Origin of the sequence: Aquirufa nivalisilvae (genome assembly GCF_003143535.1) — a bacterium.
Taxonomy (GTDB): domain Bacteria; phylum Bacteroidota; class Bacteroidia; order Cytophagales; family Spirosomataceae; genus Aquirufa; species Aquirufa nivalisilvae.
Map to the genome: position 1 here is coordinate 1009765 of NZ_CP029346.1, position 23891 is coordinate 1033655.

Sequence of the window (23891 nt, forward strand, 5' to 3'; positions counted from 1 at the left end):
ATAGATTTGACATGGTTTCCCCGAATGCCAATTTGCGGGTAAGTATGGTGCAGACTTCTTTGATTTGGGAGAATCCTGCCGCAAATTGTGCCGTTCTAGAAGAGAAATTACAAATCTTACAAGGTAAAACGGATGTCGTTGTTTTACCTGAAATGTTTCTTACTGGTTTTAGTATGGGTTCGGAGGGAGCTGATTTTCCCAAAGGAGCACAAGTTCAATGGATGCAAATGATGGCCAATCGTTTGGATGTATTGATGATAGGGAGTCTCAAAATCAAAGAAAACAATCAATTTTATAATCGGATGCTCGCTGTTTTTCCAGATGGAAAAATAGTATCATATAATAAGCGTCATTTGTTTCGAATGGGTAATGAACATACGTTCTATAGCCAAGGAGAAGAAAAGGTTATTTTAGCGTATAAATCTTGGAACATAGCCATGTTTGTTTGCTACGATTTACGTTTCCCTGTTTGGTCAAGAAACGTAGATATGGCTTATGATGTAGCTATTTATGTGGCCAATTGGCCTGCAGTTCGAGCACATGCATGGTCGACATTATTAAAAGCACGTGCCATCGAAAATTTGGCTTATGTTGTGGGAGTTAATCGTGTTGGAAAAGATAACAATGAGTTAGTCTACCAAGGAGATTCTGTTGTTGTATCCTTTAAGGGAGAAGAAATAGTACATCTTTTAAACGAAGAAACTATACAAACTACGAGTATCTCGAAGGAATTGTTAATCGATTTTAGAGATAAATTCCCTGCACACCTCGATGCAGATTTGTTTGAATTAAATTAAGCTGTCTTATCTTTAAAGAAGCTAGCCAATCCCCCCGCATAATTTTGAGCTTCTTGTAGCGAACAATCTGCTACTAAATTTCCATGGCTAATGAGTAATATTCGATCACAAATGGATTCGACCTCTGTAAGTAAATGACTAGAAAATAAGATGGTTTTACCCGAACTTAATGATTGGATTAGGGACCTGATTTCTGCCATTTGATTTGGATCTAAGCCACTAGTGGGTTCATCTAAGATTAATACCGAGGGGTTATGAAAGATAGCTTGTGCAATCCCGACCCGTTGTTGGTAACCTTTTGATAATTCTCCAATCTTCTTTTTTTTCTCTTTTTCTAATCCCACCAATTGGATAACTTCATCGATTCTTGTCTTTCTTTGACGAGCAGAAAACCCATGTATTTTACCAATAAAATCAAGGAATTCCTGAACATACATGTCAGGATATAGCGGATTATTTTCTGCCAAATAACCGATTTTACTTTTTAATTCCAGGGCATGATTTGCTACATTAAGTCCAAGAACTTTGGCCTCACCTTGACTTGGCTTAATTAAACCAACCAGCATTTTAATGGTACTTGATTTTCCTGCCCCATTTGGTCCTAGAAAACCAATGATTTGACCTTCAGAAGCTTGAAATGTTACGGAATTAACAGCGATTTGAGAACCGTAAATTTTAGAAAGGTTAGTAACTTCAATCGACATGCCTGATAAGGGATAGATTATCTAACAAAGGTAGTAAAATGGGAACTAAATCTGCTTACCTTTGTGTTTTGGTTCATAAAGCTTAAAAACATGCAGGAAGATTCCATTCGATTGGATCGTATTGAAGATGCGATAGAAGATATTCGACAAGGTAAAATTATCATTGTAGCAGATGATGAGGACCGAGAGAATGAGGGTGATATGATATGTGCATCTGAGGCGATAACTCCTGAATTGGTCAATTTCATGATTCGTGAAGCTCGCGGGTTAATGTGCGTTTCTTTGACGGATGACCGATGTGCTGCATTAGGACTTGAGATGATGGTAGATAATAATACTACCTCTCATGAAACTCCATTTACCGTATCAGTGGATTTATTAGGAAATGGATGCACCACTGGGATATCAGCTTCGGATCGTGCTAAAACGATTCAAGCCTTGGTAGATCCATTAACTAAGCCGAGTGATTTAGGAAGACCTGGTCATATTTTTCCGCTAAAGAGTAAATCAGAAGGAGTTTTGCGCCGGACAGGACATACGGAAGCTTCTATGGATTTCGCACGATTGGCGGGTTTTCAACCTTCAGGCGTTTTAATTGAGGTATTGAATGAAGATGGTAGCATGGCACGTTTGGCTGATCTTCGAAGAATCGCTGATAAATTTGATTTAAAACTAGTGACCATTAAAGATTTGATAGAATATCGTTTAGATAAAGAATCTTTAATTCAAAGAGAAATTGGCGTAGATATGCCAACTCAGTGGGGAAATTTTGATTTGATTGCTTTCAAACAAAAAAATACGGGAGATACGCATTTAGCCTTAGTGAAAGGAACTTGGGAGAAAGATGAAGAAGTGATGGTGCGTGTTCACAGTTCCTGTGTGACAGGAGATATATTTGGGTCTTGTCGCTGTGATTGTGGTCCACAATTGCATAAAGCCATGGAAATGGTGGAGAAAGAAGGTAAAGGTGTGGTGTTATACATGTTCCAGGAGGGTAGAGGTATTGGTTTATTAAATAAGTTGAAAGCTTATAAATTGCAAGAAATGGGTCGAGATACGGTGGAAGCTAACATTGAATTAGGCTTTGCTATGGATGAACGAGACTATGGTGTGGGAGCTCAGATTTTAAGAAATTTAGGTATTAAGAAATTGAGATTAATTTCTAATAACCCTAAAAAACGAGCTGGTTTATTGGGTTATGGATTGGAAATTGTTGAATCTATTCCCATTGAAATAAATCCAAATCCTCACAATCAACATTATTTGCAAACGAAACGTGATAAAATGGGACATTCCATTTTAAGGAAATAATCAACATATTGATATTGAAAGCGCTCCCATTTGGGAGCGCTTTTTTTTGACTGTTTTTATGTTTTATTTGACTTAATTTTAATATCTTCTTCTTTTTTATAACATATTTGTTATATATTTAGAAGGTTTAATTAAAAGATAATCTTGTTATGATTTTTAATTAAACAATGGCATCCGTTAATGAATTGTTGAAAATATTAAAAAATGATGGTTGGTATTTATATAGAAATGGAGCCAATCATGATTTATATAGGCATCACAAAAAATTGGGTCAATTGGCCATTCCGAGACATGGTGGAAAAGAACTGGCCAAGGGAACCTTTGCCAGTATTTTAAAAGCAGCAGGTTTAACTAGGTGATTTGTATTGATTAAAGTAGATTTGACTCTCTTAAATTTCAAAAGATGAATTCGCAAATATGTTTGACGGTCATTGTAGAAAAAACAGGAACTGGTTTTTCGGCTTATGCTAAAGAAATAGATGGAATGGTGGCTGTTGGTAGTAGTGTTAATGAATTGAAAGCCAATTTTGTAGAAGTATTTCAACACTATGTGGACTATGAAAATGAAATAGGAAACTCAATACAGATTCAAGATTATTCCTTGAATTATGTGTTGGATCTAGAACAGTTTTTTGACTATTTCCATGTAATTAACAAATCTGCATTTGCAGAACATTATGTCGGTATAAATCCAAGTTTATTTAGGCAATATGCTAAGAAATTAGCACCCTTGTCGGACAAGAAAATAGTTCAAATTTCCAATGGATTACATAAGCTGGCGAATGAATTAAGTGATATAAGTTTGTCTGTGTAACTTTGTAAGTTAATTCCCTCCCAAGATTATTGGACTACTTTTCCCATTACCCATGATAATGATTTTGCTATTGGGTGATTTGGCCAATTCTTTTTGAGCCAATATTGATTCATATTGTAATTGACGATCGCTTAATCCAGTGGACAAGATTCGTTGATAATCCGCTATTCCTTGTGCCTCAACTCGTTTACGTTCTGCTTCTTGCTTTTCTTTTTGAAGGACAAACTGCATTTTTTGCGCATCTTGTTCTGCATTGATTTTGGATTCGATGCTTTGTTTGACAGAGTTGGGTAAGGTGATATTACGAATCAATAATTGTTCCAAAATAAGACCTCTATGTTTGAAATTAGCTTCGATATCTTTGAAAATACGATTTTGGAATTCGTTTCTCTTCTTAGAAAATAAACCAACGGCATCGTAATAAACGGCGTTGTCTCTAATTTTGGTTCGAGTAATTGGACGGACCACTTTGTCTTTATAGTCTAAACCAATCTCTTTAAAAATGTTAGGTGCTTCTTGAGAAGAAATTTTATATAATACGGTTAGATCAACGATTACTTCTAATCCATCGGCTGTTAGAACCCGAATAGCATCATCACCCTCTTTATCACCTTCATCATGTACCCCAGACATCGTGTAATTTTGAGTCTTGGAATCAAAGATGAAAATATTGGATAGAGGGTTAACAAAATTTAAACCACTGTTTAAAACTTGAGGTTTTACACTTCCGAATAAACTTTGAACGCCAACTTCACCCGCTTCAATTTGCTTGACAGTGGAGCTAAACAATCCCAATCCAGCCAAAGCTATTCCTCCAATTTTGAAAGCTTTGCTATATTTTGAAAATACTAAATTGGGATTTGCAATGATATTGCCAATGACCAGTAAAACGATTCCAACGACGATGAAAAACATAGGATTTGTTAGTGTTTAGGATGAAATAGATTTGATGGCTTAAAGTACAAAGAATAGTTTCGACACACAATCAATTTGTGATATTAGAAATTAATAGGAATGTAGAACTGAAATTAGACATTGAAAATAATTGGGCTAAAAAATGAGACATTCTTCATTTTTGGCAAAATATGCCTAATTTTGAATATGATTGAAATCAAAAACATACACAAAGAGTTTGATGGAAAAGTTGTTTTGAATGGAGTAGATGGCTGCTTCCAAAAGGGCAAAATCAATATGGTGATTGGAGGAAGTGGGACGGGTAAAAGTGTATTGTTAAAGTGTATGATTGGAATTTTAAAACCTGAACATGGACAAGTTCTATATGATGGTCGGGATTTTGTTACAGCGTCTAATGATACCATCAAATCCATTCGTCGCGAAATGGGAGTTTTATTCCAAGGTGGAGCATTATTTGATTCTAAGACTGTATTAGAGAATGTGCGTTTCCCTTTGGATATTTTGACTCAACAGAGTTTGGAAGAGAAAAATGAGCGAGCATTAATTTGCTTGCAACGAGTGGGATTGGAAGCAGCAGCCAGCCAAATGCCCTCTGATATTTCTGGAGGAATGAAAAAGCGCGTAGGTATCGCTAGGGCTATCGTGATGAATCCCAAATATTTATTTTGCGATGAACCCAATTCTGGTTTAGATCCATTGACGGCTGTTAAAATTGATTTGTTGATTGAGGAAATTACGAAAGAGTTTAATATCACGACAGTCGTTATTTCGCACGACATGAATTCTGTACTTCGGATGGGCGAGTATGTTGTCTTTTTAAAAGATGGCAAAAAGCTATGGGAGGGGAGTAATAAAACCCTGATGGCTACTGATGTACCAGCCTTACAAGAATTTTTATCCACTAAATTGCATTAATATGCCTTCTTCCATTGCCTTGCCTAGAGTATTGGAAAACTATTCAATCCAATCGCTTAATACATTCGGAATTGATGTTAAGGCAAGGTATTTTGTAGAAATACGCTCCATTGAACAATACCATTTGATATTGAATTCGGGTACATATTCCCATGTGCCACATATTTTTTTGGGGGGAGGGAGTAACGTACTTTTGACTCAAGATTTGAATGCCTTAGTGGTGAAAGTCGCTATTGATGGCATTGAAGTAATCAAGGAGGATGATCAACATGTTTGGGTGCGTGCTGGAGCTGGCGTTGTTTGGCATGATTTTGTACAATATACAGTTAGTCATCAATGGGCAGGTATTGAAAATTTATCCCTTATTCCAGGTACTGTAGGTGCAGCTCCCATGCAAAATATTGGTGCCTATGGAGTAGAAATAAAAGATACATTTGATCATTTGCAGGCTTTTAATTTGTCTAACTATACCTTAGAAACATTTGATACAACAGCTTGTCAATTTGGTTATCGGGAGAGTTATTTCAAACATGAGGGGAAAGGAAAATATTTGATTGCTTATGTATGCTTTAAATTGAATAAAGTGGCTGAAGCACAGACATCATATGGGGCAATTCAAGAAGTGTTGCATGCCAAATCCATCACACATCCTAGTATTCAAGATGTTTCAAATGCTGTCATTGAGATCCGACAAAGTAAATTGCCCGATCCTAAAGAGATAGGAAATTCAGGTAGTTTTTTCAAAAATCCAACGCTGAAAGTTGCTCAGGCTACCGAATTGATGGAGAAATATCCAAATATTCCACATTATCCTGTTACAGGAAGTAGTGATATTAAATTTCCAGCTGGTTGGCTTATAGAACAAGCTGGATGGAAAGGTTTCCGAGAAGGAGACGCAGGAGTGCATGCCAAACAGGCATTGGTTTTGGTCAATTATGGCCAGGCTACAGGTAAGCAGATTTTAGCTTTATCTGAACAAATTAAACAATCTATTCTCAGCAAATTCGGTGTAGCATTAGAAACCGAAGTAAACATTTTGTAAGATGAACTTACCTTATACGACAAGTCAAGATAAAGCACCTTTTTTCTTGATGGCTGGCAGCTGTGCCATTGAAAGCAAAGATTTAGCTTATGAAATAGCGGAACGAATTAAGCAAATCACAGATTCCATGGGGATACCTTTTATTTTTAAAGGGTCTTATCGTAAAGCTAATCGTACTAAAATTGATTCATTTACCGGAATTGGAGATATACTTGCTTTAGAGATATTGAAAGAAGTAGGGGAACATTTTCAGGTTCCTACTGTGACCGATATACATGAAAGTGCCGAAGCTTTTATGGCGGCTCCTTATGTAGATGTGTTACAAATTCCCGCATTTCTTTGTCGACAAACAGATTTATTGGCTGCAGCTGCCCAAACAGGAAAAGCTGTCAATATAAAAAAAGGGCAATTTATGTCGGGCGCTTCCATGAAATTTGCCGTTGAAAAAGTGAAGCATGAAAATCCAGAGGCATTGGTGTATTTGACCGATCGAGGAAATTCATTTGGATATGGTGATTTAGTAGTTGATTTTAGAAATTTACCAGAAATGGCGGCTTTTCAAGTTCCTGTTATCATGGATTGTACGCATTCTCTGCAACGCCCTAATCAAGGTTCTGGGGTAACTGGTGGTCAACCGGCATTAATTGAAACGATAGCCAAGGCAGCGATAGCAGTGGGAGCAGATGGATTGTTTATCGAGACCCATCCTAATCCTTCCATTGCTAAGTCAGATGGAGCCAATATGCTTCCTCTTGACCAATTGGAAGGCTTATTGGAAAAATTGCTTAAGATTAGAGAAGCTATTTTATAAGTTATTCCAAACTACCTGCAGGCTTACATCCGTTTTATGAGTGCCAGAGATTAGATCTAAACCTGATCCGATTTCTTCTCGATCCATGTAATCCATTCTTCCAATTTTGGCTGATAGATTCAGTTTTGTCTTCCATTTATAGGTCATTATCAGGCAAGTTCGCAAACCTTGGCCATTATAGGCAGGTAAGGAAAATGCATAGGGTAAACTGGGTTCATAGGCATAGAGCCTACTGTCATAGTTTGTACTGTGGACATACGCTGATCGGGCCTTAATTTGCCAATTAAGCCACGAAAAGTGAATATCATTTAGCCACAGTCATCCCCAATCTTTTTGTGCAGGAGAAAGGACATAGGTAGCCATGATCCGACTATGCCAGTCCCATTTTTTATGGATGATTTTTTTAAAGTCTCCACTAAACTGCCATTGATGTTTTCGGATAAAATCTTGGTAAGGTTTGGGAGCATCTTCTTGTTTAGAGGTCCATTTGAGTTGGATGAAGAAATTATATTTATTTCTGCGCTCAAATTGATACCTACTTAACATTTCCCATCCCCAAGAATGATCTTGACTTACTAAGTATTTCTGAGCAGGGAAAAGAAAGAAATCAAGGTAAGAAGAAAGACGACTTCTTTTGGACCATCGGTATTGATTGCCTAGGAATAGCCCCATTTCATTGCCAACCTCTGAGTTTTCACTGAATGCTTGGGCTTGAGGACTAAAATATCCAGAAGATAGGTAACGGAATAAATATGAAAAATCTACAGCTTTAGATTGAGCCCATGCTGCCCCTTGAATCAATGCCCAGGAATTAGGACTGATAGCTAGCTCAGCCATCCATTGGGCTTTTTTCCATGGAAAATTGGCTGAGAGTGAGCTGTTGAGAAGTTCACTTCCTTGCCATTCTGCAACTTGATAAGCTCGAGAAGAGTTTTTTTTGGGGAGTGACCAACGACTTCCTACTAAGTTCCATTGTAAAGTAAGAGGTGAATTTTTGGCATACCAATTCAAGGTATTTCCCCAAGTCCATTCTTGCACCCGATTTCTTTTGTCCAACTCACTTGTGGTACGGTGTAATCCACTGTTTGTTAATGAGGTGTAATAGGAAATACCCAAGGAATCTGTTTGCAGACTCGCATCCCAATTTCTTTTGGATATAAAGCTTTCTATTTGCCATCGTTTACCTTGAAAGCCCATGAGAATTCCCCTATAAAATCCAGCTTCCATGCTGGAACTGTAAGGAATCCCGCCTTGATGAAACTTTTGAGTGGAGATGATGCTTTCATAGCTTTTCCCTAATGAAAACCCGCCAGCTTGTACTAATCCTTGACCCCACTGATTGACAAAGTCACCAATAATTATTTTATAGATCGTATTTTTAGGTCTATTCCAATGTATATAATAACTGCTGAAATCAGCGATGTTGTTTTCGCCAGCGTCTTTTTGAAGTAGAAAACCTAAACCCAGTGGAGTACTTATTTGTCCTCGGTATCGATGAAGTTCAGTATAGGGGCTATTGAAATAGCGAACTTTACTTCGATTATCAGGTGGACTAAATCCTTTTTTTTCTTCCAAAGTGAATTCGATACGATGTATCCAAAGGTGTTTGCTTTGTTGCCAATTCCATGACAATGTCATGGGTCGGCAAATGATAAAGTCTTGTATTCTTTTGAGGGTTGGAATGTCCCAATTGGGGATAGCTTGTAATTCCCAAATACTAACAAATTCCCCTGTAGCTTGTTTGAATTCAAAAAAGGAGGCAATTTGAGCTGAATTTAACAGGCCTAGTTGATACCAATCTGCCTCTTGCGCCTGATTGATTTCGATCGGGTTTTGTAAATAAAATTGATACGTATTTTGTCGGATTTCAGATTCATCCCAAGATTGACTTTCATCAACTTGACCTAGAAGTGAGTATGAAGTAAGTAAGATAAGGGCTAGGTATTTCACTTTTTTTTAAGTGAAATTAGCTAGTTAGGTCAAGAAATCTGATCAATTACTTGATGAAGAAAATCACTTAGTTGAATTTCCTTCTAATCAATTCATGTAATTCATTCCAAGACTCTTCATTGTCGGCACGATGGAATTCAGCATATCTCTGCTGAATGGTCATTTGCCAAGTTTGGCTTTCAGCTTCTTTATCAATGAAGTCAATTAATTGGTTCAAATGATGTCCTTCTCCATCAAAAATGGATTGAATGAATTTGATTTTTTGGTTTAGGCTGATGCTATTGGCCAAGGTTTCCGTCATTTTGGTTTCAACCAAAGATTTCAGTGAACCATCTGTACCTTGAAGTTTTTCAAATACTTTTTCGGAAGTAGAATCAGCGATAACTTCCATGATTTTTCTTCCTGCAGGAGCTTGTTCTTTAGGTTCTTCTTGGAAGAAACTGCTAGAATTAGAAGATGGATTAGGTGTTAATTGTACGTTCTCGATAATAATTTCAGTCACCGGCTTGGTTGGTATAGGCTCGGGTACTTTTTCTTTTGGTAATTCTACTTCGATAACCTTTTCTTCTATGATGATAATTTCAGGTTCAGGAGTATCATTTTCTTCTGATTCTTCTTCTGGAAGCTCTTCTAAGCTGTCGGGTGCTTCAAAATAAACTTCAGCAGTTAACAGAGTATCTGGGCTAATTTCTTTAGGTTCAGCCCCTAAAACGTTGAATAAGTAATCTGTAGGAGTATCGTCGCTCTGTAATTCATCTATCCATTGATTCCAAATGTAATTTGGAAGAGTTACTTGTAATAAAAGCGAACGTGTGATGTTGTCCCATTTTTCTTGGAATCGTTGATTTTGCCAATCAAAACAAGGTAATTGATCTTGAATTCGTTGACTTTGTAATTGCAATAATAATTCAGATTGTAATACCTCTAGGATAGATGAGGGAATTTCTTGCTGTAAAATATCTTGAAAAGTACTTGATTGACCATCCTCGGTCCAGTAATGAAGCAAAATATTAGGCGTTGGCATCTTTCATTATTTAAGTTCCAATTCTTCACAGGCTTTCATGGCAGCTGTTTGTTCTGCTTTTTTCTTGGAATAGCCTTTACCTTCGGCTACTTTCAAGTTATCTACCAGAACGATGGCTGTAAATTCTTTATTGTGGTGTTGACCTTCTTCATCTAAAGTAAAAAGTACTTTTTTACCTTCTTTTTGGGCCCATTCAATCAGAATAGATTTAAAGTTAGGATTATTTTGCACCACAGTTTCTAAGTCGAAATACTGCGTTAAAATCTTTTTGATGATGAATTTTTGAGTAAAGGCAAAACCTTTATCCAGATAAATGGCTCCAATGAATGCTTCTAGGGCATCCCCATACATGCTGGAGCGAGACAGTATGGTTCTTTTTTGATTTTCGTATTCGATGACTTCGTCTAGTCCTAATTTTCTGCCAAGTACATTTAAGGATTCTCGGCTTACCATTCTGGAGCGAATTTCGGTTAAGAAACCTTCGTCTTTAAAAGGGAATTTTTGGAATAGATAGGTCGCTGTAATCATTCCAAGCACGGAGTCTCCTAAAAACTCGAGGCGTTCATTGGACTCCTTGAAAGATTTAGCTATGCTATCTTTTGATGCAGAGGCATGCAAAAAGGCTAATCGATAAAGTGATAGGTTGGAAGGACTTTCACCAATCAAATGGGTTACAGATTTCTTTAGAAATTTCTCTCTTTCATTTAGTTGGGTAGGATTCAACCAGCTTAACACCGAGAGAATTTTCATAAGCCTATACTTTTCGGAAAATGACGGTAGCGTTGTGTCCACCAAAACCAAATCCATTGCTTAGAGCTACATCGATTTTTCTAGCTTTTCCTTGATTTAAGGTTAAATCTAGTTTTTGATCAATGGCAGGGTCTAAATCATGGCAATTGATGGTTGGAGGTACAAATTGGTGTTGAATGGCTAGGATAGAAGCCACTGCTTCTACGGCTCCTGCACCACCTAATAAGTGTCCAGTCATGGATTTAGTCGAAGAGATGCTCATTTTATAAGCATGTTCTCCAAAGCAATCTACGATAGCTTTTAATTCCTGTGGGTCACCAATTGGGGTAGAAGTTCCGTGTGTATTGATATAATCCACTTCTTCTGGTTTGATTTGAGCATCTTCTAATGCATCAATCATGGAAAGTAATGCGCCATAACCTTCTGGATGTGGAGCCGTAATGTGGTAAGCATCAGATGAGAATCCACCACCGATTAGCTCGGCGTAAATTTTCGCTCCGCGTGCTTTAGCATGTTCGTACTCTTCTAATATTAATGCACCTGCACCTTCTCCAACTACGAAACCATCACGGTTAACGTCGTAAGGACGAGAGGCAGTAGCAGGGTCATCATTTCTTTCTGACATGGCACGCATGGCAGTAAATCCACCAACTGAAGCAATGGTCACTGGGGCTTCCGATCCACCCGTCACACAGATATTAATACGACCTGTACGAATGTAGTTGAATGCATCAATGATGGCATTGTTGGCTGATGAACAAGCGGAAACAGTTACATAGTTAGGACCACGGAAACCATTTCGGATAGAAATTTGACCTGAGCTAGAGTCAGCAATCATTTTAGGGATAAAGAATGGATTGATTTTGGGCGTACCATCACCTTTGCCGAAATAAATCATCTCATCTTCAAAGGTCTTTAAGCCACCAATACCTGATCCCCAGATAACACCGACTTTATTTTTATTGATTGATTCCATGTCGAACCCTGCATCCTTGATCGCTTCATCAGAGGCTACAATGGCATATTGGGTAAAAGGGTCCATTTTGCGGGCCTCTTGACGTGGAATGAATTCTTCTACACTAAAATTCTTGAGTTCACAGGCAAAACGAGTTCTGAATTTTTCAGCGTCAAATTTGGTGATTGGCCCGCATCCACTTTTTCCAGTAGATAAACCTTCCCAATATTCGCTAACTGTATTTCCAATAGGGGTAAGGGCTCCTAAACCCGTTACTACAACTCGTTTTAACTCCATAATTATCCTGATATTTTAGGTTTGAAAAATAAAAAATGTCAATTCGTAAGGGTGATTTTTCAAGAAACTAGGTTCCTGAGTCATTACCAATTACCAATTGACATCATTATTATTTCGTTACGATTACTTTGCGTTCTCTTCCAAGTAGGTGATGGCTTGTCCTACAGTTTGGATATTCTCTGCTTGATCATCTGGAATAGATACGTTGAATTCTTTTTCAAATTCCATGATTAACTCTACCGTGTCTAAGGAATCAGCTCCTAAATCGTTTGTGAAAGATGCCTCAGGTGTAACCTCTGATGCTTCTACTCCTAATTTCTCAACGATGATGCTTTTTACTTTTTCTGCAATATCTGCCATTTCTAAAATATTTTGGGGTTCAAAAACGATGCAAAGATTAGAATTAAAACTTAGATTATCAAACAAATTTTAAGCCTAATTGCATTATTAAAATAAATAATTAGATAAAAATAATTCTTTTTTTTGAATTGTTTAAAATTCTTGCATTTGATTTATACCAAAGCCTTAAAAACAAAGGGATGCGGCTCCTAAAAGTCCAGCATCATTTCCTAAAAGTGCTTTTTTAATGCTTAGTTTTTTCAAGTAAGCTGGGGTTAACCAATAGTTCAATTGTTTCTCCATACTTGGTAAGATGAAATCAAAGGAAGCAGATAAACCTCCTCCAATGAAGATATTTTTGATATCTAGGATTCGAATTAGTGAGACAATCATATCTCCTAACATTTCACCTACTTCATTCCAAATAGCCAAAGCTAGTTCATCTCCTTCTTCTGCAGCTACAACTAGGGCAGTGGTTGAAATAGAACCATCAGCTGCTAAAACTGTTTTTCCTTTATAAGATGCACGCATGGCAGTAGCCATTTGAAGCAATTCTTTTTTACCAATGTTTCTTTCTAAAACCTTGCCATTTCTAGAAGGTACGTGTCCTGGTTCCATGGCATTTCCATCTCCACCTAAGAAGATTTTACGATCTATGATCGCCGCGCCACCAATTCCTGTTCCTAATGTTAAAAAGATGAAATCCTCTGGCATGTTTTCTTTTTCTGGAGAAAAATAGAATTCTCCTAATGCAGCAGCATTAGCATCATTTTCCATGAAAAATTCATGATCAGGGAAGCGTTTTTCCAACATAGAAATTAAATGAGCTCCATCAATTTCTGGAATGGCTGTAATCTCAATTAATGTTTTACGATTTTTGGTTAAGATACCAGGAAGACCAATGCCCACTTTATGTACATGTTTGTGTTGGAACAATTGCAAAGCAATGGCATCAGCTAAACGCTCTAAGAAGTGATTGGATTCTCTCCAAGTGGCTGTATCGTAACTTTGAAAATTACTAATATGGCCTGTTTCGGGATGGACAATGCCCATTTTTACTCCTGTTCCTCCAACGTCAATTCCTAGATATTCTGCTGCTTCCATGCGGTCTTTTGGTTTAATTTGCTGCGAATTTCTTTAAAATTACGCGCATATTCAAATATTATATTGGGCAATTTAGTTTAGTTATAGATTCTTTCCAGTTTTTCCATGATTTGAGAAACGGCTGGGCAAATCAGGGCATTTTTTTGAGTTAATTTTAAAATGCCTAGCATATTTTTTCGGTCAGTATGCGGATACTCTCTACAAGCCTTGGGTCTGTGTTCGTAGATATCACAAGCATTATCTTCTAATAAAAAGGGGCAAGGACTCGAAGGATATACCCAGTCGCCATCAGCATCTTTAATCAAATAAGTATCCAAAAAATCGGAGACTTTCATTTTTTGAAGTTTGGCTACCCGTTGGATATCGGTTTCATTCCACATAGGGCTAGTCGTCTTGCAACAATTGCCACAGTCTAAACAATCTATGTTTTCAAACACAGCTTCATGAGCTTTTTCAAATTGCGTATCTAAATCTTTCGGTTTTTTGGCCCGAATACGCTGAAAAACTTTGGTAAAACTGGGATCTCTAGGCATGACTTTTATGTGGAAAGCAAGTTCGGCAAAGCGCCTCATAACTTTCAGCTTCACCCAACATCACGGTTTGCTGTTGTTGTACGATCCGATGGGAATATTGAGCTACGCCTCCACACCTAACACATACTGCATGAACTTTAGTGATGTATTCAGCAATGGCCATTAAATGAGGCATAGGTCCAAATGGTATTCCTTTGAAATCCATATCTAAGCCGGCAATGATCACCCGCTTACCTTGATTGGCTAAGGAATTACATACTTCTACAATATTTTCATCAAAGAATTGTGCTTCATCTAATCCCACTACATCACAGCTTCCTGCCAGAAGTAATATTTCACTGGAACTATGCACAGGTGTGGAACGTATGGAATTGTGGTTATGGGAAACGATGTCTTCGTCGTGATAGCGGGTATCTGCCGCAGGTTTGAAAATTTCCACCTGCAATTGAGCGATTTTAGCTCTTTTTAGTCGACGAATTAATTCTTCGGTCTTTCCTGAAAACATGGAACCACAAATCACTTCCACCCAACCGCTAGGATTGGCATTTTGAGATGATTTGGAATGATTGGGCTCTAAAAACAAGGCATGAAAAAGCCCCTTGATTCCAAGGGGCCTAGTTTAATTACATATTATTTTGAAGTAAATACCGAAGAGAAATACTCGCGGTTCATGCGAGCAATATTCTCGATGGAAATACCTTTAGGACATTCTGCTTCACAAGCACCTGTATTAGAACAAGCACCGAATCCTTCTTCGTCCATTTGCGCTACCATTGCTTCAGCACGTTTCGAACGCTCAGCTTGGCCTTGAGGTAATAATGCCAATTGAGAAATCTTAGCCGAAGTAAATAACATGGCAGATGCATTTTTACATGCCGCTACACAAGCTCCACATCCAATACAAGCTGCTGCTGCAAACGCCTCATCGGCATCATCTTTAGGAATAGGCAAACTATTGGCATCTTGAGCATTTCCAGTATTGACTGAGATAAATCCGCCAGCAGAAATGATGCGGTCAAAGGCAGAGCGATTAACTACTAAGTCTTTAATCACAGGAAAAGCTTCCGCTCTCCAAGGCTCAATGGTGATGGTTTGACCATCGCTGAAGCTACGCATGTGCAACTGACAAGTTGTAACTCCTTTATTTGGTCCATGCGGACGGCCATTGATGTACATGGAGCACATTCCACAGATACCTTCACGACAATCGTGATCAAAAGCTACTGGATCATCACCTTCTTCGATAAGACGGTTGTTGAGCACGTCAATCATTTCCAAAAAGGACATATCCTCCGAAATACCACTTACTTGGTATGTCTCGAATTTACCCGCAATTTGGGCATTTTTTTGTCTCCAGATTTTAAGCGTCAGGTTTAAATTTCCTTCCATGTTATCGAATTATTTATAAGATCTTTGAGCAATTTTAATGTTTTCGAATTTCAATTCTTCTTTATGCAATTCGAATTTAGATTCACCTTGGAATTCCCAAGCGGCTACGTAAGCGAATTTATCATCGTCACGTAAGGCTTCTCCATCCTCAGTTTGGTATTCTTCACGGAAGTGACCTCCGCAACTTTCTTGTCTTTCTAATGCGTCTTTGCACATCAACTCACCTAATTCTAGGAAGTCAGCCACACGGCCAGCTTTCTCTAATTCAGGATTCAAGTTATTCGCTTCTCCAGGGATACGAACATCACTCCAGAATTCCTTGCGTAATTCTTGTATTTCAGCAATGGCCATTTTCAAGCCAGCTTCATTACGAGCCATACCGCATTTATTCCACATGATTAAGCCTAGTTTCTTATGGAAATAATCCACCGACTTCGTTCCGCGAATGTTCATTAATTTTTCAATCTGGTCTTTTACAGCTTTTTCTGCATTAACGAAGACCTCACTGTCAGTTGACATCGCTGGCGTTCTGATTTCAGAAGCCAAATAGGCACCAATGGTATAAGGGATTACGAAATAACCATCAGCTAAACCTTGCATCAAGGCTGAGGCCCCTAAGCGGTTAGCACCGTGATCAGAGAAATTAGCCTCTCCCAAGGCATATAAACCAGGAACAGTTGTCATCAAGTTGTAATCAACCCAAAGTCCACCCATAGTATAGTGAACAGCAGGATATATACGCATCGGCAATTCATATGGATCTTCTCCTGTGATTTGCTTATACATATCAAATAGGTTACCGTACTTTTCTTTCACGACTTCCTTACCCATCAATTGAATTTCTTCATCACTTGCATGGTGAATATTTCTCTTGTTGGCTTCAGCTTTACCATAACGGATGATTGCCGCTGCAAAATCCAAGTAAACAGCCATTTTGGATGTACCTACTCCATAACCTGCGTCACAGCGCTCCTTAGCTGCACGTGAAGCAATATCGCGTGGTACTAAGTTACCAAATGCAGGATAACGACGCTCTAAGTAATAATCACGCTCATCTTCCGGAATTTCGTTTGCCTTACGTGTATCATCTTTCTTTTTAGGAACCCAGATACGACCGTCATTACGCAATGACTCGGACATCAAGGTTAATTTAGATTGGTGATCTCCAGAAACTGGGATACAGGTTGGGTGAATTTGTGTGTAGCAAGGATTAGCGAAAAAAGCTCCTTTTTTATGTGCTTTCCATGCAGCTGTTACGTTGGATCCCATGGCATTGGTCGACAAGTAGAATACGTTTCCGTAACCACCAGTACACAATAAAACCGCATGTCCAAAGTGACGCTCTAGCTCACCTGAAACTAAATCACGAGCAATAATACCTCGCGCTTTACCATCTACAACCACTACATCTAGCATTTCATGTCGCGTAAATAACTCGACATTTCCCATACCTACTTGGCGTTGTAAAGCAGAATATGCTCCTAATAATAACTGTTGACCAGTTTGACCAGCTGCATAAAACGTACGCTGAACTTGCGTACCACCAAATGAACGGTTAGAAAGCAATCCACCATATTCACGGGCGAAAGGTACACCTTGAGCCACACATTGGTCAATGATGTTTCCTGATACTTCCGCTAAACGATGCACATTAGCTTCACGTGCACGGTAGTCTCCACCTTTGATGGTATCGTAAAATAAACGGAAAGTAGAGTCACCATCATTTTGATAGTTTTTCGCTGCATTGATACCACCTTGTGCAGCAATGGAGTGCGCACGACGAGGGGAATCTTGAAAGCAGAATACTTTTACTTTATATCCTAACTCAGCCAAGGAGGCGGCAGCAGAAGCTCCTGCTAAACCTGAACCTACGATGACCACTTCCAAATTACGTTTGTTGGCAGGATTTACTAAAGAAACACTGGAACGGTATTTGGTCCATTTTTCGGCTAAAGAACCTTCTGGAATTTTTGCGTCTAATTTTGTCATATTAATCGTATCGGCTGAGGAATTAATGAATCAAATTAAAATGGAGTGCGATTGGCATAGCGGCAAATAAAGCAGCAATGATAATGGCATAAGCTGCACCAATGCACTTAATCGTTGGTGTATATTTAGGATGGTTCCATCCAAGGCTTTGGAAGGCACTTTGAAATCCATGTAATAAGTGATAACCCAAAGAGATACATCCTAAGACATAAATGACAACCACGATTGGACTAGCAAATACGGCTTGCATCTCGTTATATAAAGTATGCTCTTCCGTTAAATTGTCTGTTAAACGAGAGAAATACCAAAAATGCTTTAAGTGAATGATTAAGAACAATAACAACAAAGTTCCTAAAAGCCCCATAGAACGGGAGTACCATTTACTATTTGCAGCACCGTCAATAACGGCATAGGCTACAGGACGCTTCTTTTTGTTGTCCATCCATAAACGTAAACCATCTAGGATGTGAAGTAATAAACCTCCGAATAAAACGATTTCCATGGTACGAATGATGGGATTCTTTGCCATGAATTCTGCTCCTGCATTAAATGTAACCCCTCCGTCGTTTAAAAAGATGGTTGCGTTAAGCCCGCAGTGAACAATGAGGAAACTGACTAAAAAAAGGCCGGTGATTGCCATTAGGAGCTTTTTCCCTAGAGATGAATTAAGTGATTTTGATAACCAAGCCATAAATGAAATTTATTTTGATTGAAGTAAACATTCACTTATTAATCATATAAGTGAAAATTTAGGACATAAAACTACAATTGATTCGTGGGTCTTTCAAATATTCGATTAAAAAAACCGTTTTTTTTATTTTTTTCGAATTGCTTAATTAACTTTCCATATTACAAATTTGTTTTATGTCCGCAAAAAATCATTCCGCCTACATTCTTGCCTTTTTGCTTAGTTTTTTGGGAATGATTTTCCAAGCTCAAGCAACTCACTTAAAGGGGGGGAGATTACGGTGAAGCGGATTTCTAACGTCAGCCTGACCTATGAATTTACCTTAACCACTTATACAGAGGATAATAGAGCTAATCAAGATCAAACCGATGTGAATTTTTGTTTTGGGGATGGTTCAGGAATATTCAAAGCTAAAAGACTTTTGCCGATAGTCAATTTAGGAAATGGGACATTGAAAAATACTTATAAAATTGAATACACCTATCCAGCTCCTGCCTTGTTTTATAAAGTATCAGTGGCCATTCCTAATCGAAATGATGGTGTTAGAAATATCACTCGATCGGTGGAGGTACCTTTTTATGTGGAAACCATTTTTTCTATTAATTCAGGTTTAGGTCAAAATTCCACTCCGCTATTATTGAATCCTGCCGTTGATTTAACGGCGGTGGTTGGTCAGCCATTCATTCATAATCCCAATGCTGTGGATGCGGAAGGCGATAGTTTGGCTTATCGCTTAACGGTTTCAAGATATGGAGATTATGAAACGTGTAATCCTACCAGTCGTGGAATCACTGCTCCTAATTTTAGGCAACCTAATGAAGTTTCTCCCATAGCGTCATCCTTTACCATTAACTCGTTGAATGGAGATTTAATTTGGGATTCCCCACAGGAATTGGGTCTATACAACTGTGCTTTTATTGTGGAAGAATGGAGAAATGGAGTTAAGATTTCGGAGACGGTGCGTGATATGCAGATTGAGGTGAAAGATTTAGACAATAAAGGACCCAAAATCGTGGTGCCGCCAGATGTTTGTATTCAAGCAGGTGCTTTAATTAGGGAAACAATTACGGCAGCCGATGTGGCGTCTAAGACAGGAAGATTAGATCCTGTGACTATCATCAGTTCAGGAAATGTATATCCGATTGATACATCTTATGCCATTAAGCAGCCATTTGCTACCTTTATTTCTACTCCAAAACAAACAGGAACAGCTACAGGTACTTTTACATGGCAGACGGCTTGCCAGCATATTCGAAAAGAAACCTATGATATTTTCTTCAAAGCGGAAGATAATCCACCTACGGCTATTGGTGGAGGAGTGAAGTTGGTGGATAGTAAAATTTGGAAGATTAAAATTATTGCTCCTTCTGTTAAAAATTTAGTAGCTAAAATTCAGCCAACAAAAGGCTCAGCTATTTTGACATGGACTCCTTATACATGTTCTTTACCGGGTGCTAAAATTATTGTTTTCCGTAAGCAAGCTGCTTGCGCCCCTGTAGTGAATAAGTCTTGCGAAACAGGTATGCAACTAACTGGATTTACAGAGATAGCTCGGTTAAACGCCAGCGAAGTTACTTATGAGGATACCAACAAGGGAACAGGCTTATTAAAGAATGCCAATTATGTCTATGTCTTGGTGGTGGTATTTACTAATTCTGCAGGACAAACGGATTATAGCCCTATGTCAAATTCAAGTTGTGCTTTTATCCCATCATCAGCCCCATTGATGACCAATGTGTCTATTCAGAAAACAGATGCATCCAATGGTGAGATATTGGTACGCTGGTCTCGTCCTTTAAATTTGGATACTAGTTTGTACAAAGGGCCTTACCAATATCAAGTTTTACGCGCAGAAGGAAATGGGTCGACTAATTTTGTGGCAGTTGGAAGTCCAATTCCTGCTTCCATTTATGTGGCTAAAGCTGATACTTCGTATGTTGACAAAGGATTAGCAACCGACTCAAAAATTTATCGTTACCGAACAGATTTCTATTATACTTCTAATGGTCAATTCAAATTATTGGATTCACCTAGCCCAGCTGCTCAAGTGCAATTAGTTGCCCAATCAGCGGTTAGATCGAATAAATTGGCTTGGTCTGCTGATGTACCTTGGTTAAATGACTTTCAAGTTCACCGCGTTTATCGCGAAACACCTCGTGGATCGGGTAAGTTTAATCAAATCACGGAAGTGTCAGTGGCTGGACCTAGTACCTATACGTATACCGATCAGGGAACTGATTTTTATACAAAAGATGGTAAGTTTGATGTGACGCTTTCACCAGATTCCACTTATTGTTATTATGTTGAAACCCTAGGTTCGTATGGAGCGGGTTTCCCAGCGATGACCTTAATTAATGCGTCTAAAATTGTTTGTTTGAAACCTCAGTCGGATGTGAATCCATGTGCTCCGAAATTGAGTCTTTCAGCTCCAGATTGTGCTGCATTAGATGGTACTTTGAATTGTAATTTCACCAGTTTCACGAACCAATTAACTTGGCAACCTACCTTAACAGGAACATGTGATCAAAGTATAGCGTCTTATCGCATTTATTATGCGCCAAGCGCTGCTGGGCCATTTACTAAGATTGCTGAGGTGAGTGATTTACGTTTTTTACATCAAAAGAAAGATTCGTTTATTGGGAGCTATTATGTGACGGCAATAAGTCAATTGGGTAAAGAAAGTCCGAAGAGTGAAACCTTGAACCAAGATAATTGTCCATCATTTGAATTGCCCAATTTGTTTAGCCCGAATGGAGATTTGAAAAACGATGTTTGGTTACCGATGCGTTGTCCTCGATTCGTGAAAACGGTAGTTTGTAAGATTGTAGATCGTTATGGGCAATTGATTTATGATTACAACGGAACAGGATCTGATTTTGGTTGGAATGGCAAAGATAGTTCGGGAAAAGACATGGCAGTGGGAACTTATTTTTATACCGTGGATGTTAGCTTTGATGTCAATGACCCTAGCTTGAAAACCAAGAGTTTGAAAGGCTGGGTTGAACTTGTTCGCTAATGAAAATCCCTGTATTCATTGATGGTAATTGTCGATTTTGTCGCTTTTGTGCCAAAATCCTGCGACGCATGTGTGGAGATAAAATCCAAATTGAATATCAAGGGTCTCTTTTATTTCAAAGTTCGGTAGCGAAATATCCCCATTCAAATTGGGAAATAGACAGTATCAAAGTACTTTATGGAGAAAGGGTTTGGATTAAATCTCAGGCTGTCGAAGTAGTCTTGCAATTAGCCCCTTGGTATTATCAAATCCTACGTGTATTCTTTATTTTGCCCGATAAATTATTGGATAAGGGCTACGATTTTATTGCCAAGAACCGATTGATTTGGGGCAAATCCGTCGATGAATGTGAGATTAACGACTTCGCAAAATAGGGATCATTTGAGTAAATAATTTGGGTTCAAACATGATATCCCATTTTCTGGCGGCTTCTTCTAGACCAGCATAGTTGAAGTGAGTTCCATCCCAACGAAATCCTGCACCAACGATGGATTGCAGGTTAGCACCTTCCACCACATTAGGTAAGGTTTTCAACATGATATTTTGAGCCTCTTGAACGTGTAGGTCTTCCGTTTTATTGAGGCCTCGATTACTACGAGCCAGCATAAAACTAAGATTTTTACTCTGAAGGATTTCCCGAGTGTAATCCATATAAATCCCGGTGTATTTGATAATGTTGTCCAAAGAGGTTGTGGCATCATTTTCTCCATGTATGACCAAAATGGCTCTTAATCCACTTTTAGGGACTTCGGATAAAATTTTGTTTTCAAAAAAGGAATAAGGATATCGTTTTTTCCAGTCGAACAGCGTACTGCTAAATTCCAAGCCCAAGGCTGATTTCCCCCACTGTTCAGAAGTAGATCCACCGATACCCGTACTATAAATTCGTATGGGAACTTGGTATCTATTTTTTAGCTTATCAGCTAGTCTTCCCCAAAAGGCTACAACATTATTGTCGGAATACTTGATGATCTCACACCATTCTTTGTCGTAATCTGTAAGTTCATAGGGAGGTTGACCTTCGGCAAGAGAGTGCCCAATTACGGCGAAAATTTCCCCTATTTTAAATGGAGTTTTACTTAAAACAGTATCGCTGATGGTTTTAGTATCTTGAATTAATTTGATTTCAGGGTAGTAACCACCAGCTTGTAAAATGAATTCACCTTTAAAATTTGAGCCTTCTTTTGTTAAGTTGAGCCAATCGCTTTCTTTACCTCCAACTATGTTTTTGAATTTCACTTGAGCAGAGGTGAAAGATTGAGAACTTTGACCTATCAAAACGATTTTACCTTGATTATTGAGATCTCGTTGAACGAAAGTCCGGCTATTGGATACATCAATGGAAATACTTCCTACTGGACTATTGATGGGATTGGTCTCTTCGGTTTTACAAGAAATAATGACTTGCAAGCTTAGAGATAATGTCAAAAGGATCAAAAATCGATTGAACATGCAATTGAAATTTAGGAGCGTTTCAGATAGACAGAAGATTAATTTATCTTTGTCAAAGATTGTTAATCTTAAATCAAAAATATAACAAAACATAATAAAAATGAAGGCATTCGTATTTCCCGGTCAAGGATCCCAGTTTCCAGGTATGGCCAAAGATTTATATGAGAACTTTGCTTTAGCGAAAGAAATCGTGGATGAGGCGGATCAAATTTTGGGCTTTTCTTTATCAAAAGTCATGTTTGAGGGAACAGATGAGGATTTGAAACAAACGAAAGTAACCCAACCCGCTATTTATTTGCACTCTGTTTTAGTTGCCAAATTGGGAAAAGGTTTTGCTCCAGACATGGTTGCAGGTCATTCATTAGGGGAGTTTTCAGCTTTGGTAGCGGCGGGTGGATTATCTTGGCAAGATGGATTGCGTTTGGTGTATCAAAGAGCCTTGGCGATGCAAAAAGCTTGTGAAATTGTACCTAGTACGATGGCAGCAGTTCTGGGATTAGCAGATTCGGATATTGAAAGAATTTGTGGAGAATTAGAAGGAGAGGTTGTGGCAGCTAATTATAACTGTCCGGGACAAGTCGTGATTTCGGGAAGTGTGTCTGGAATTGAAAAAGCGGCGGAGTTGTTGAAAGCGGCAGGAGCTAAGCGAGTTTTGACATTACCTGTCGGAGGGGCATTTCACTCACCATTCATGGAGCCTGCTCGCGTGGAGTTAGCGGCAGCTATTGAAGCTACAACAATCGAAAGACCAATTTGTCCGATTTTTCAAAATGTTACGGCTAAGCCTTCACAAGATCCAGTTGAAATTAAGCAAAATTTAATTGCTCAATTGACAGGTGCAGTACGTTGGACACAGTCGGTTGAAGCAATGGTGTCGGCAGGTGCCACAGACTTTATTGAGTGTGGTCCGGGTAAGGTTTTGCAAGGTTTAGTGAAGAAAATCAGTGCTGATGTTCAAGTTGCCTCTATGGAGTTGGCTTAAGCAGCTTTGTCAAGTACAAATTAAATGCTTGATTTAGAGCATTCAAGCTGATTTCGGATGAAATAATTCAATTTTTTTTGAAGCACATTTGATAATTCGCTTAGGAGGTCTTAT

The 23891-nt window shown here is 38.5% G+C and carries 25 protein-coding genes; 10 read left to right on the top strand and 15 right to left on the bottom strand.

The window, feature by feature from the left end:
- Positions 1 to 11: 11 nt before the first annotated feature.
- A complete protein-coding gene (locus HME7025_RS04405; protein WP_109322477.1) occupies positions 12 to 797 on the top strand; it encodes an amidohydrolase in 786 nt (261 codons plus the stop codon).
- Here the strand turns inward: HME7025_RS04405 and HME7025_RS04410 are convergent.
- Entirely contained in the window at positions 794 to 1501 is a 708-nt protein-coding gene (locus HME7025_RS04410; RefSeq protein WP_109322478.1) for an ABC transporter ATP-binding protein, read from the bottom strand. The genes HME7025_RS04405 and HME7025_RS04410 overlap by 4 nt on opposite strands.
- A gap of 90 nt (positions 1502 to 1591) precedes the next feature.
- On the opposite strand from HME7025_RS04410, the gene HME7025_RS04415 reads away from it, so the two are divergent.
- The 3 genes from HME7025_RS04415 (at position 1592) to HME7025_RS04425 (ending at position 3626) form a co-directional block, all read left to right on the top strand.
- Positions 1592 to 2812: a bifunctional 3,4-dihydroxy-2-butanone-4-phosphate synthase/GTP cyclohydrolase II gene (locus HME7025_RS04415; protein WP_109322479.1), complete on the top strand. Its 1221-nt coding sequence runs from the start codon at positions 1592 to 1594 to the stop codon at positions 2810 to 2812.
- 167 nt (positions 2813 to 2979) lie between these two features.
- Positions 2980 to 3171: a type II toxin-antitoxin system HicA family toxin gene (locus HME7025_RS04420; protein WP_109322480.1), complete on the top strand. Its 192-nt coding sequence runs from the start codon at positions 2980 to 2982 to the stop codon at positions 3169 to 3171.
- Positions 3172 to 3215: 44 nt separating this feature from the next.
- Complete coding sequence (locus HME7025_RS04425) at positions 3216 to 3626, top strand: hypothetical protein (RefSeq protein ID WP_109322481.1); 411 nt, start codon at positions 3216 to 3218, stop codon at positions 3624 to 3626.
- A 9-nt stretch (positions 3627 to 3635) separates the two neighbouring features.
- Here HME7025_RS04425 and HME7025_RS04430 read toward each other — a convergent pair whose 3' ends face one another.
- Positions 3636 to 4541 (bottom strand): prohibitin family protein, encoded by a 906-nt coding sequence (locus HME7025_RS04430; RefSeq protein WP_109322482.1) that lies wholly within the window; start codon positions 4539 to 4541, stop codon positions 3636 to 3638.
- Positions 4542 to 4727: 186 nt separating this feature from the next.
- Between HME7025_RS04430 and HME7025_RS04435 the strand changes: the two genes are divergently transcribed.
- From HME7025_RS04435 to kdsA, 3 genes are read left to right on the top strand one after another with little or no spacing between them, the layout of a single operon-like run.
- Complete coding sequence (locus HME7025_RS04435) at positions 4728 to 5456, top strand: ABC transporter ATP-binding protein (RefSeq protein ID WP_109322483.1); 729 nt, start codon at positions 4728 to 4730, stop codon at positions 5454 to 5456.
- A gap of 1 nt (position 5457) precedes the next feature.
- Positions 5458 to 6498, top strand: coding sequence for a UDP-N-acetylmuramate dehydrogenase (gene murB, locus HME7025_RS04440; RefSeq protein ID WP_109322484.1), 1041 nt, complete (start codon positions 5458 to 5460; stop codon positions 6496 to 6498).
- Position 6499: 1 nt separating this feature from the next.
- The gene (gene kdsA, locus HME7025_RS04445; protein WP_109322485.1) at positions 6500 to 7309 is read left to right on the top strand and encodes a 3-deoxy-8-phosphooctulonate synthase; all 810 of its coding nucleotides are present in this window, start codon (positions 6500 to 6502) and stop codon (positions 7307 to 7309) included.
- Here the strand turns inward: kdsA and HME7025_RS13375 are convergent.
- From HME7025_RS13375 to HME7025_RS04500, 12 genes are all read right to left on the bottom strand, one after another.
- Complete coding sequence (locus HME7025_RS13375) at positions 7304 to 7456, bottom strand: hypothetical protein (RefSeq protein ID WP_154401928.1); 153 nt, start codon at positions 7454 to 7456, stop codon at positions 7304 to 7306. The genes kdsA and HME7025_RS13375 overlap by 6 nt on opposite strands.
- A gap of 171 nt (positions 7457 to 7627) precedes the next feature.
- Positions 7628 to 9259, bottom strand: a complete 1632-nt coding sequence (locus HME7025_RS04450) for a hypothetical protein (protein WP_109322486.1) — start codon at positions 9257 to 9259, stop codon at positions 7628 to 7630.
- Between the two features lie 67 nt (positions 9260 to 9326).
- Positions 9327 to 10283, bottom strand: a complete 957-nt coding sequence (locus HME7025_RS04455) for a hypothetical protein (RefSeq protein ID WP_109322487.1) — start codon at positions 10281 to 10283, stop codon at positions 9327 to 9329.
- A 6-nt stretch (positions 10284 to 10289) separates the two neighbouring features.
- Positions 10290 to 11033: a ribonuclease III gene (gene rnc, locus HME7025_RS04460; protein ID WP_109322488.1), complete on the bottom strand. Its 744-nt coding sequence runs from the start codon at positions 11031 to 11033 to the stop codon at positions 10290 to 10292.
- A gap of 4 nt (positions 11034 to 11037) precedes the next feature.
- Positions 11038 to 12285: a beta-ketoacyl-ACP synthase II gene (gene fabF / locus HME7025_RS04465; protein WP_109322489.1), complete on the bottom strand. Its 1248-nt coding sequence runs from the start codon at positions 12283 to 12285 to the stop codon at positions 11038 to 11040.
- Between the two features lie 123 nt (positions 12286 to 12408).
- Positions 12409 to 12645, bottom strand: a complete 237-nt coding sequence (locus HME7025_RS04470) for an acyl carrier protein (protein WP_092019417.1) — start codon at positions 12643 to 12645, stop codon at positions 12409 to 12411.
- 165 nt (positions 12646 to 12810) lie between these two features.
- Positions 12811 to 13728, bottom strand: coding sequence for an ROK family protein (locus tag HME7025_RS04475; RefSeq protein WP_109322490.1), 918 nt, complete (start codon positions 13726 to 13728; stop codon positions 12811 to 12813).
- Positions 13729 to 13805: 77 nt separating this feature from the next.
- On the bottom strand, positions 13806 to 14261 hold the full coding sequence (locus HME7025_RS04480; protein ID WP_109322491.1) for a YkgJ family cysteine cluster protein: 456 nt from the start codon (positions 14259 to 14261) through the stop codon (positions 13806 to 13808).
- On the bottom strand, positions 14254 to 14844 hold the full coding sequence (locus HME7025_RS04485; protein WP_109322492.1) for a thymidine kinase: 591 nt from the start codon (positions 14842 to 14844) through the stop codon (positions 14254 to 14256). The genes HME7025_RS04480 and HME7025_RS04485 overlap by 8 nt, the downstream gene beginning before the upstream one ends.
- A gap of 47 nt (positions 14845 to 14891) precedes the next feature.
- Entirely contained in the window at positions 14892 to 15650 is a 759-nt protein-coding gene (locus HME7025_RS04490) for a succinate dehydrogenase/fumarate reductase iron-sulfur subunit (RefSeq protein ID WP_109322493.1), read from the bottom strand.
- A 9-nt stretch (positions 15651 to 15659) separates the two neighbouring features.
- Positions 15660 to 17639, bottom strand: a complete 1980-nt coding sequence (locus tag HME7025_RS04495; protein WP_109322494.1) for a fumarate reductase/succinate dehydrogenase flavoprotein subunit — start codon at positions 17637 to 17639, stop codon at positions 15660 to 15662.
- Between the two features lie 22 nt (positions 17640 to 17661).
- A complete protein-coding gene (locus HME7025_RS04500; protein WP_109322495.1) occupies positions 17662 to 18330 on the bottom strand; it encodes a succinate dehydrogenase cytochrome b subunit in 669 nt (222 codons plus the stop codon).
- A 277-nt stretch (positions 18331 to 18607) separates the two neighbouring features.
- Here HME7025_RS04500 and HME7025_RS04505 point away from each other — a divergent pair, with 277 nt between their 5' ends.
- Positions 18608 to 21343 (top strand): T9SS type B sorting domain-containing protein, encoded by a 2736-nt coding sequence (locus tag HME7025_RS04505; protein WP_109322496.1) that lies wholly within the window; start codon positions 18608 to 18610, stop codon positions 21341 to 21343.
- Positions 21343 to 21717: a thiol-disulfide oxidoreductase DCC family protein gene (locus HME7025_RS04510; RefSeq protein ID WP_109322497.1), complete on the top strand. Its 375-nt coding sequence runs from the start codon at positions 21343 to 21345 to the stop codon at positions 21715 to 21717. Before HME7025_RS04505 ends, HME7025_RS04510 begins: the two co-directional genes overlap by 1 nt.
- On the opposite strand, the gene HME7025_RS04515 is transcribed toward HME7025_RS04510, so the two are convergent.
- Positions 21698 to 22795 carry a hypothetical protein gene (locus HME7025_RS04515; RefSeq protein ID WP_109322498.1) on the bottom strand — a complete coding sequence of 366 codons (1098 nt, stop codon included), beginning with the start codon at positions 22793 to 22795 and terminating at the stop codon, positions 21698 to 21700. The genes HME7025_RS04510 and HME7025_RS04515 overlap by 20 nt on opposite strands.
- Before the next feature lie 100 nt (positions 22796 to 22895).
- Between HME7025_RS04515 and fabD the strand changes: the two genes are divergently transcribed.
- Entirely contained in the window at positions 22896 to 23777 is an 882-nt protein-coding gene (gene fabD, locus HME7025_RS04520) for an ACP S-malonyltransferase (protein WP_109322499.1), read from the top strand.
- Positions 23778 to 23891: the final 114 nt, after the last annotated feature.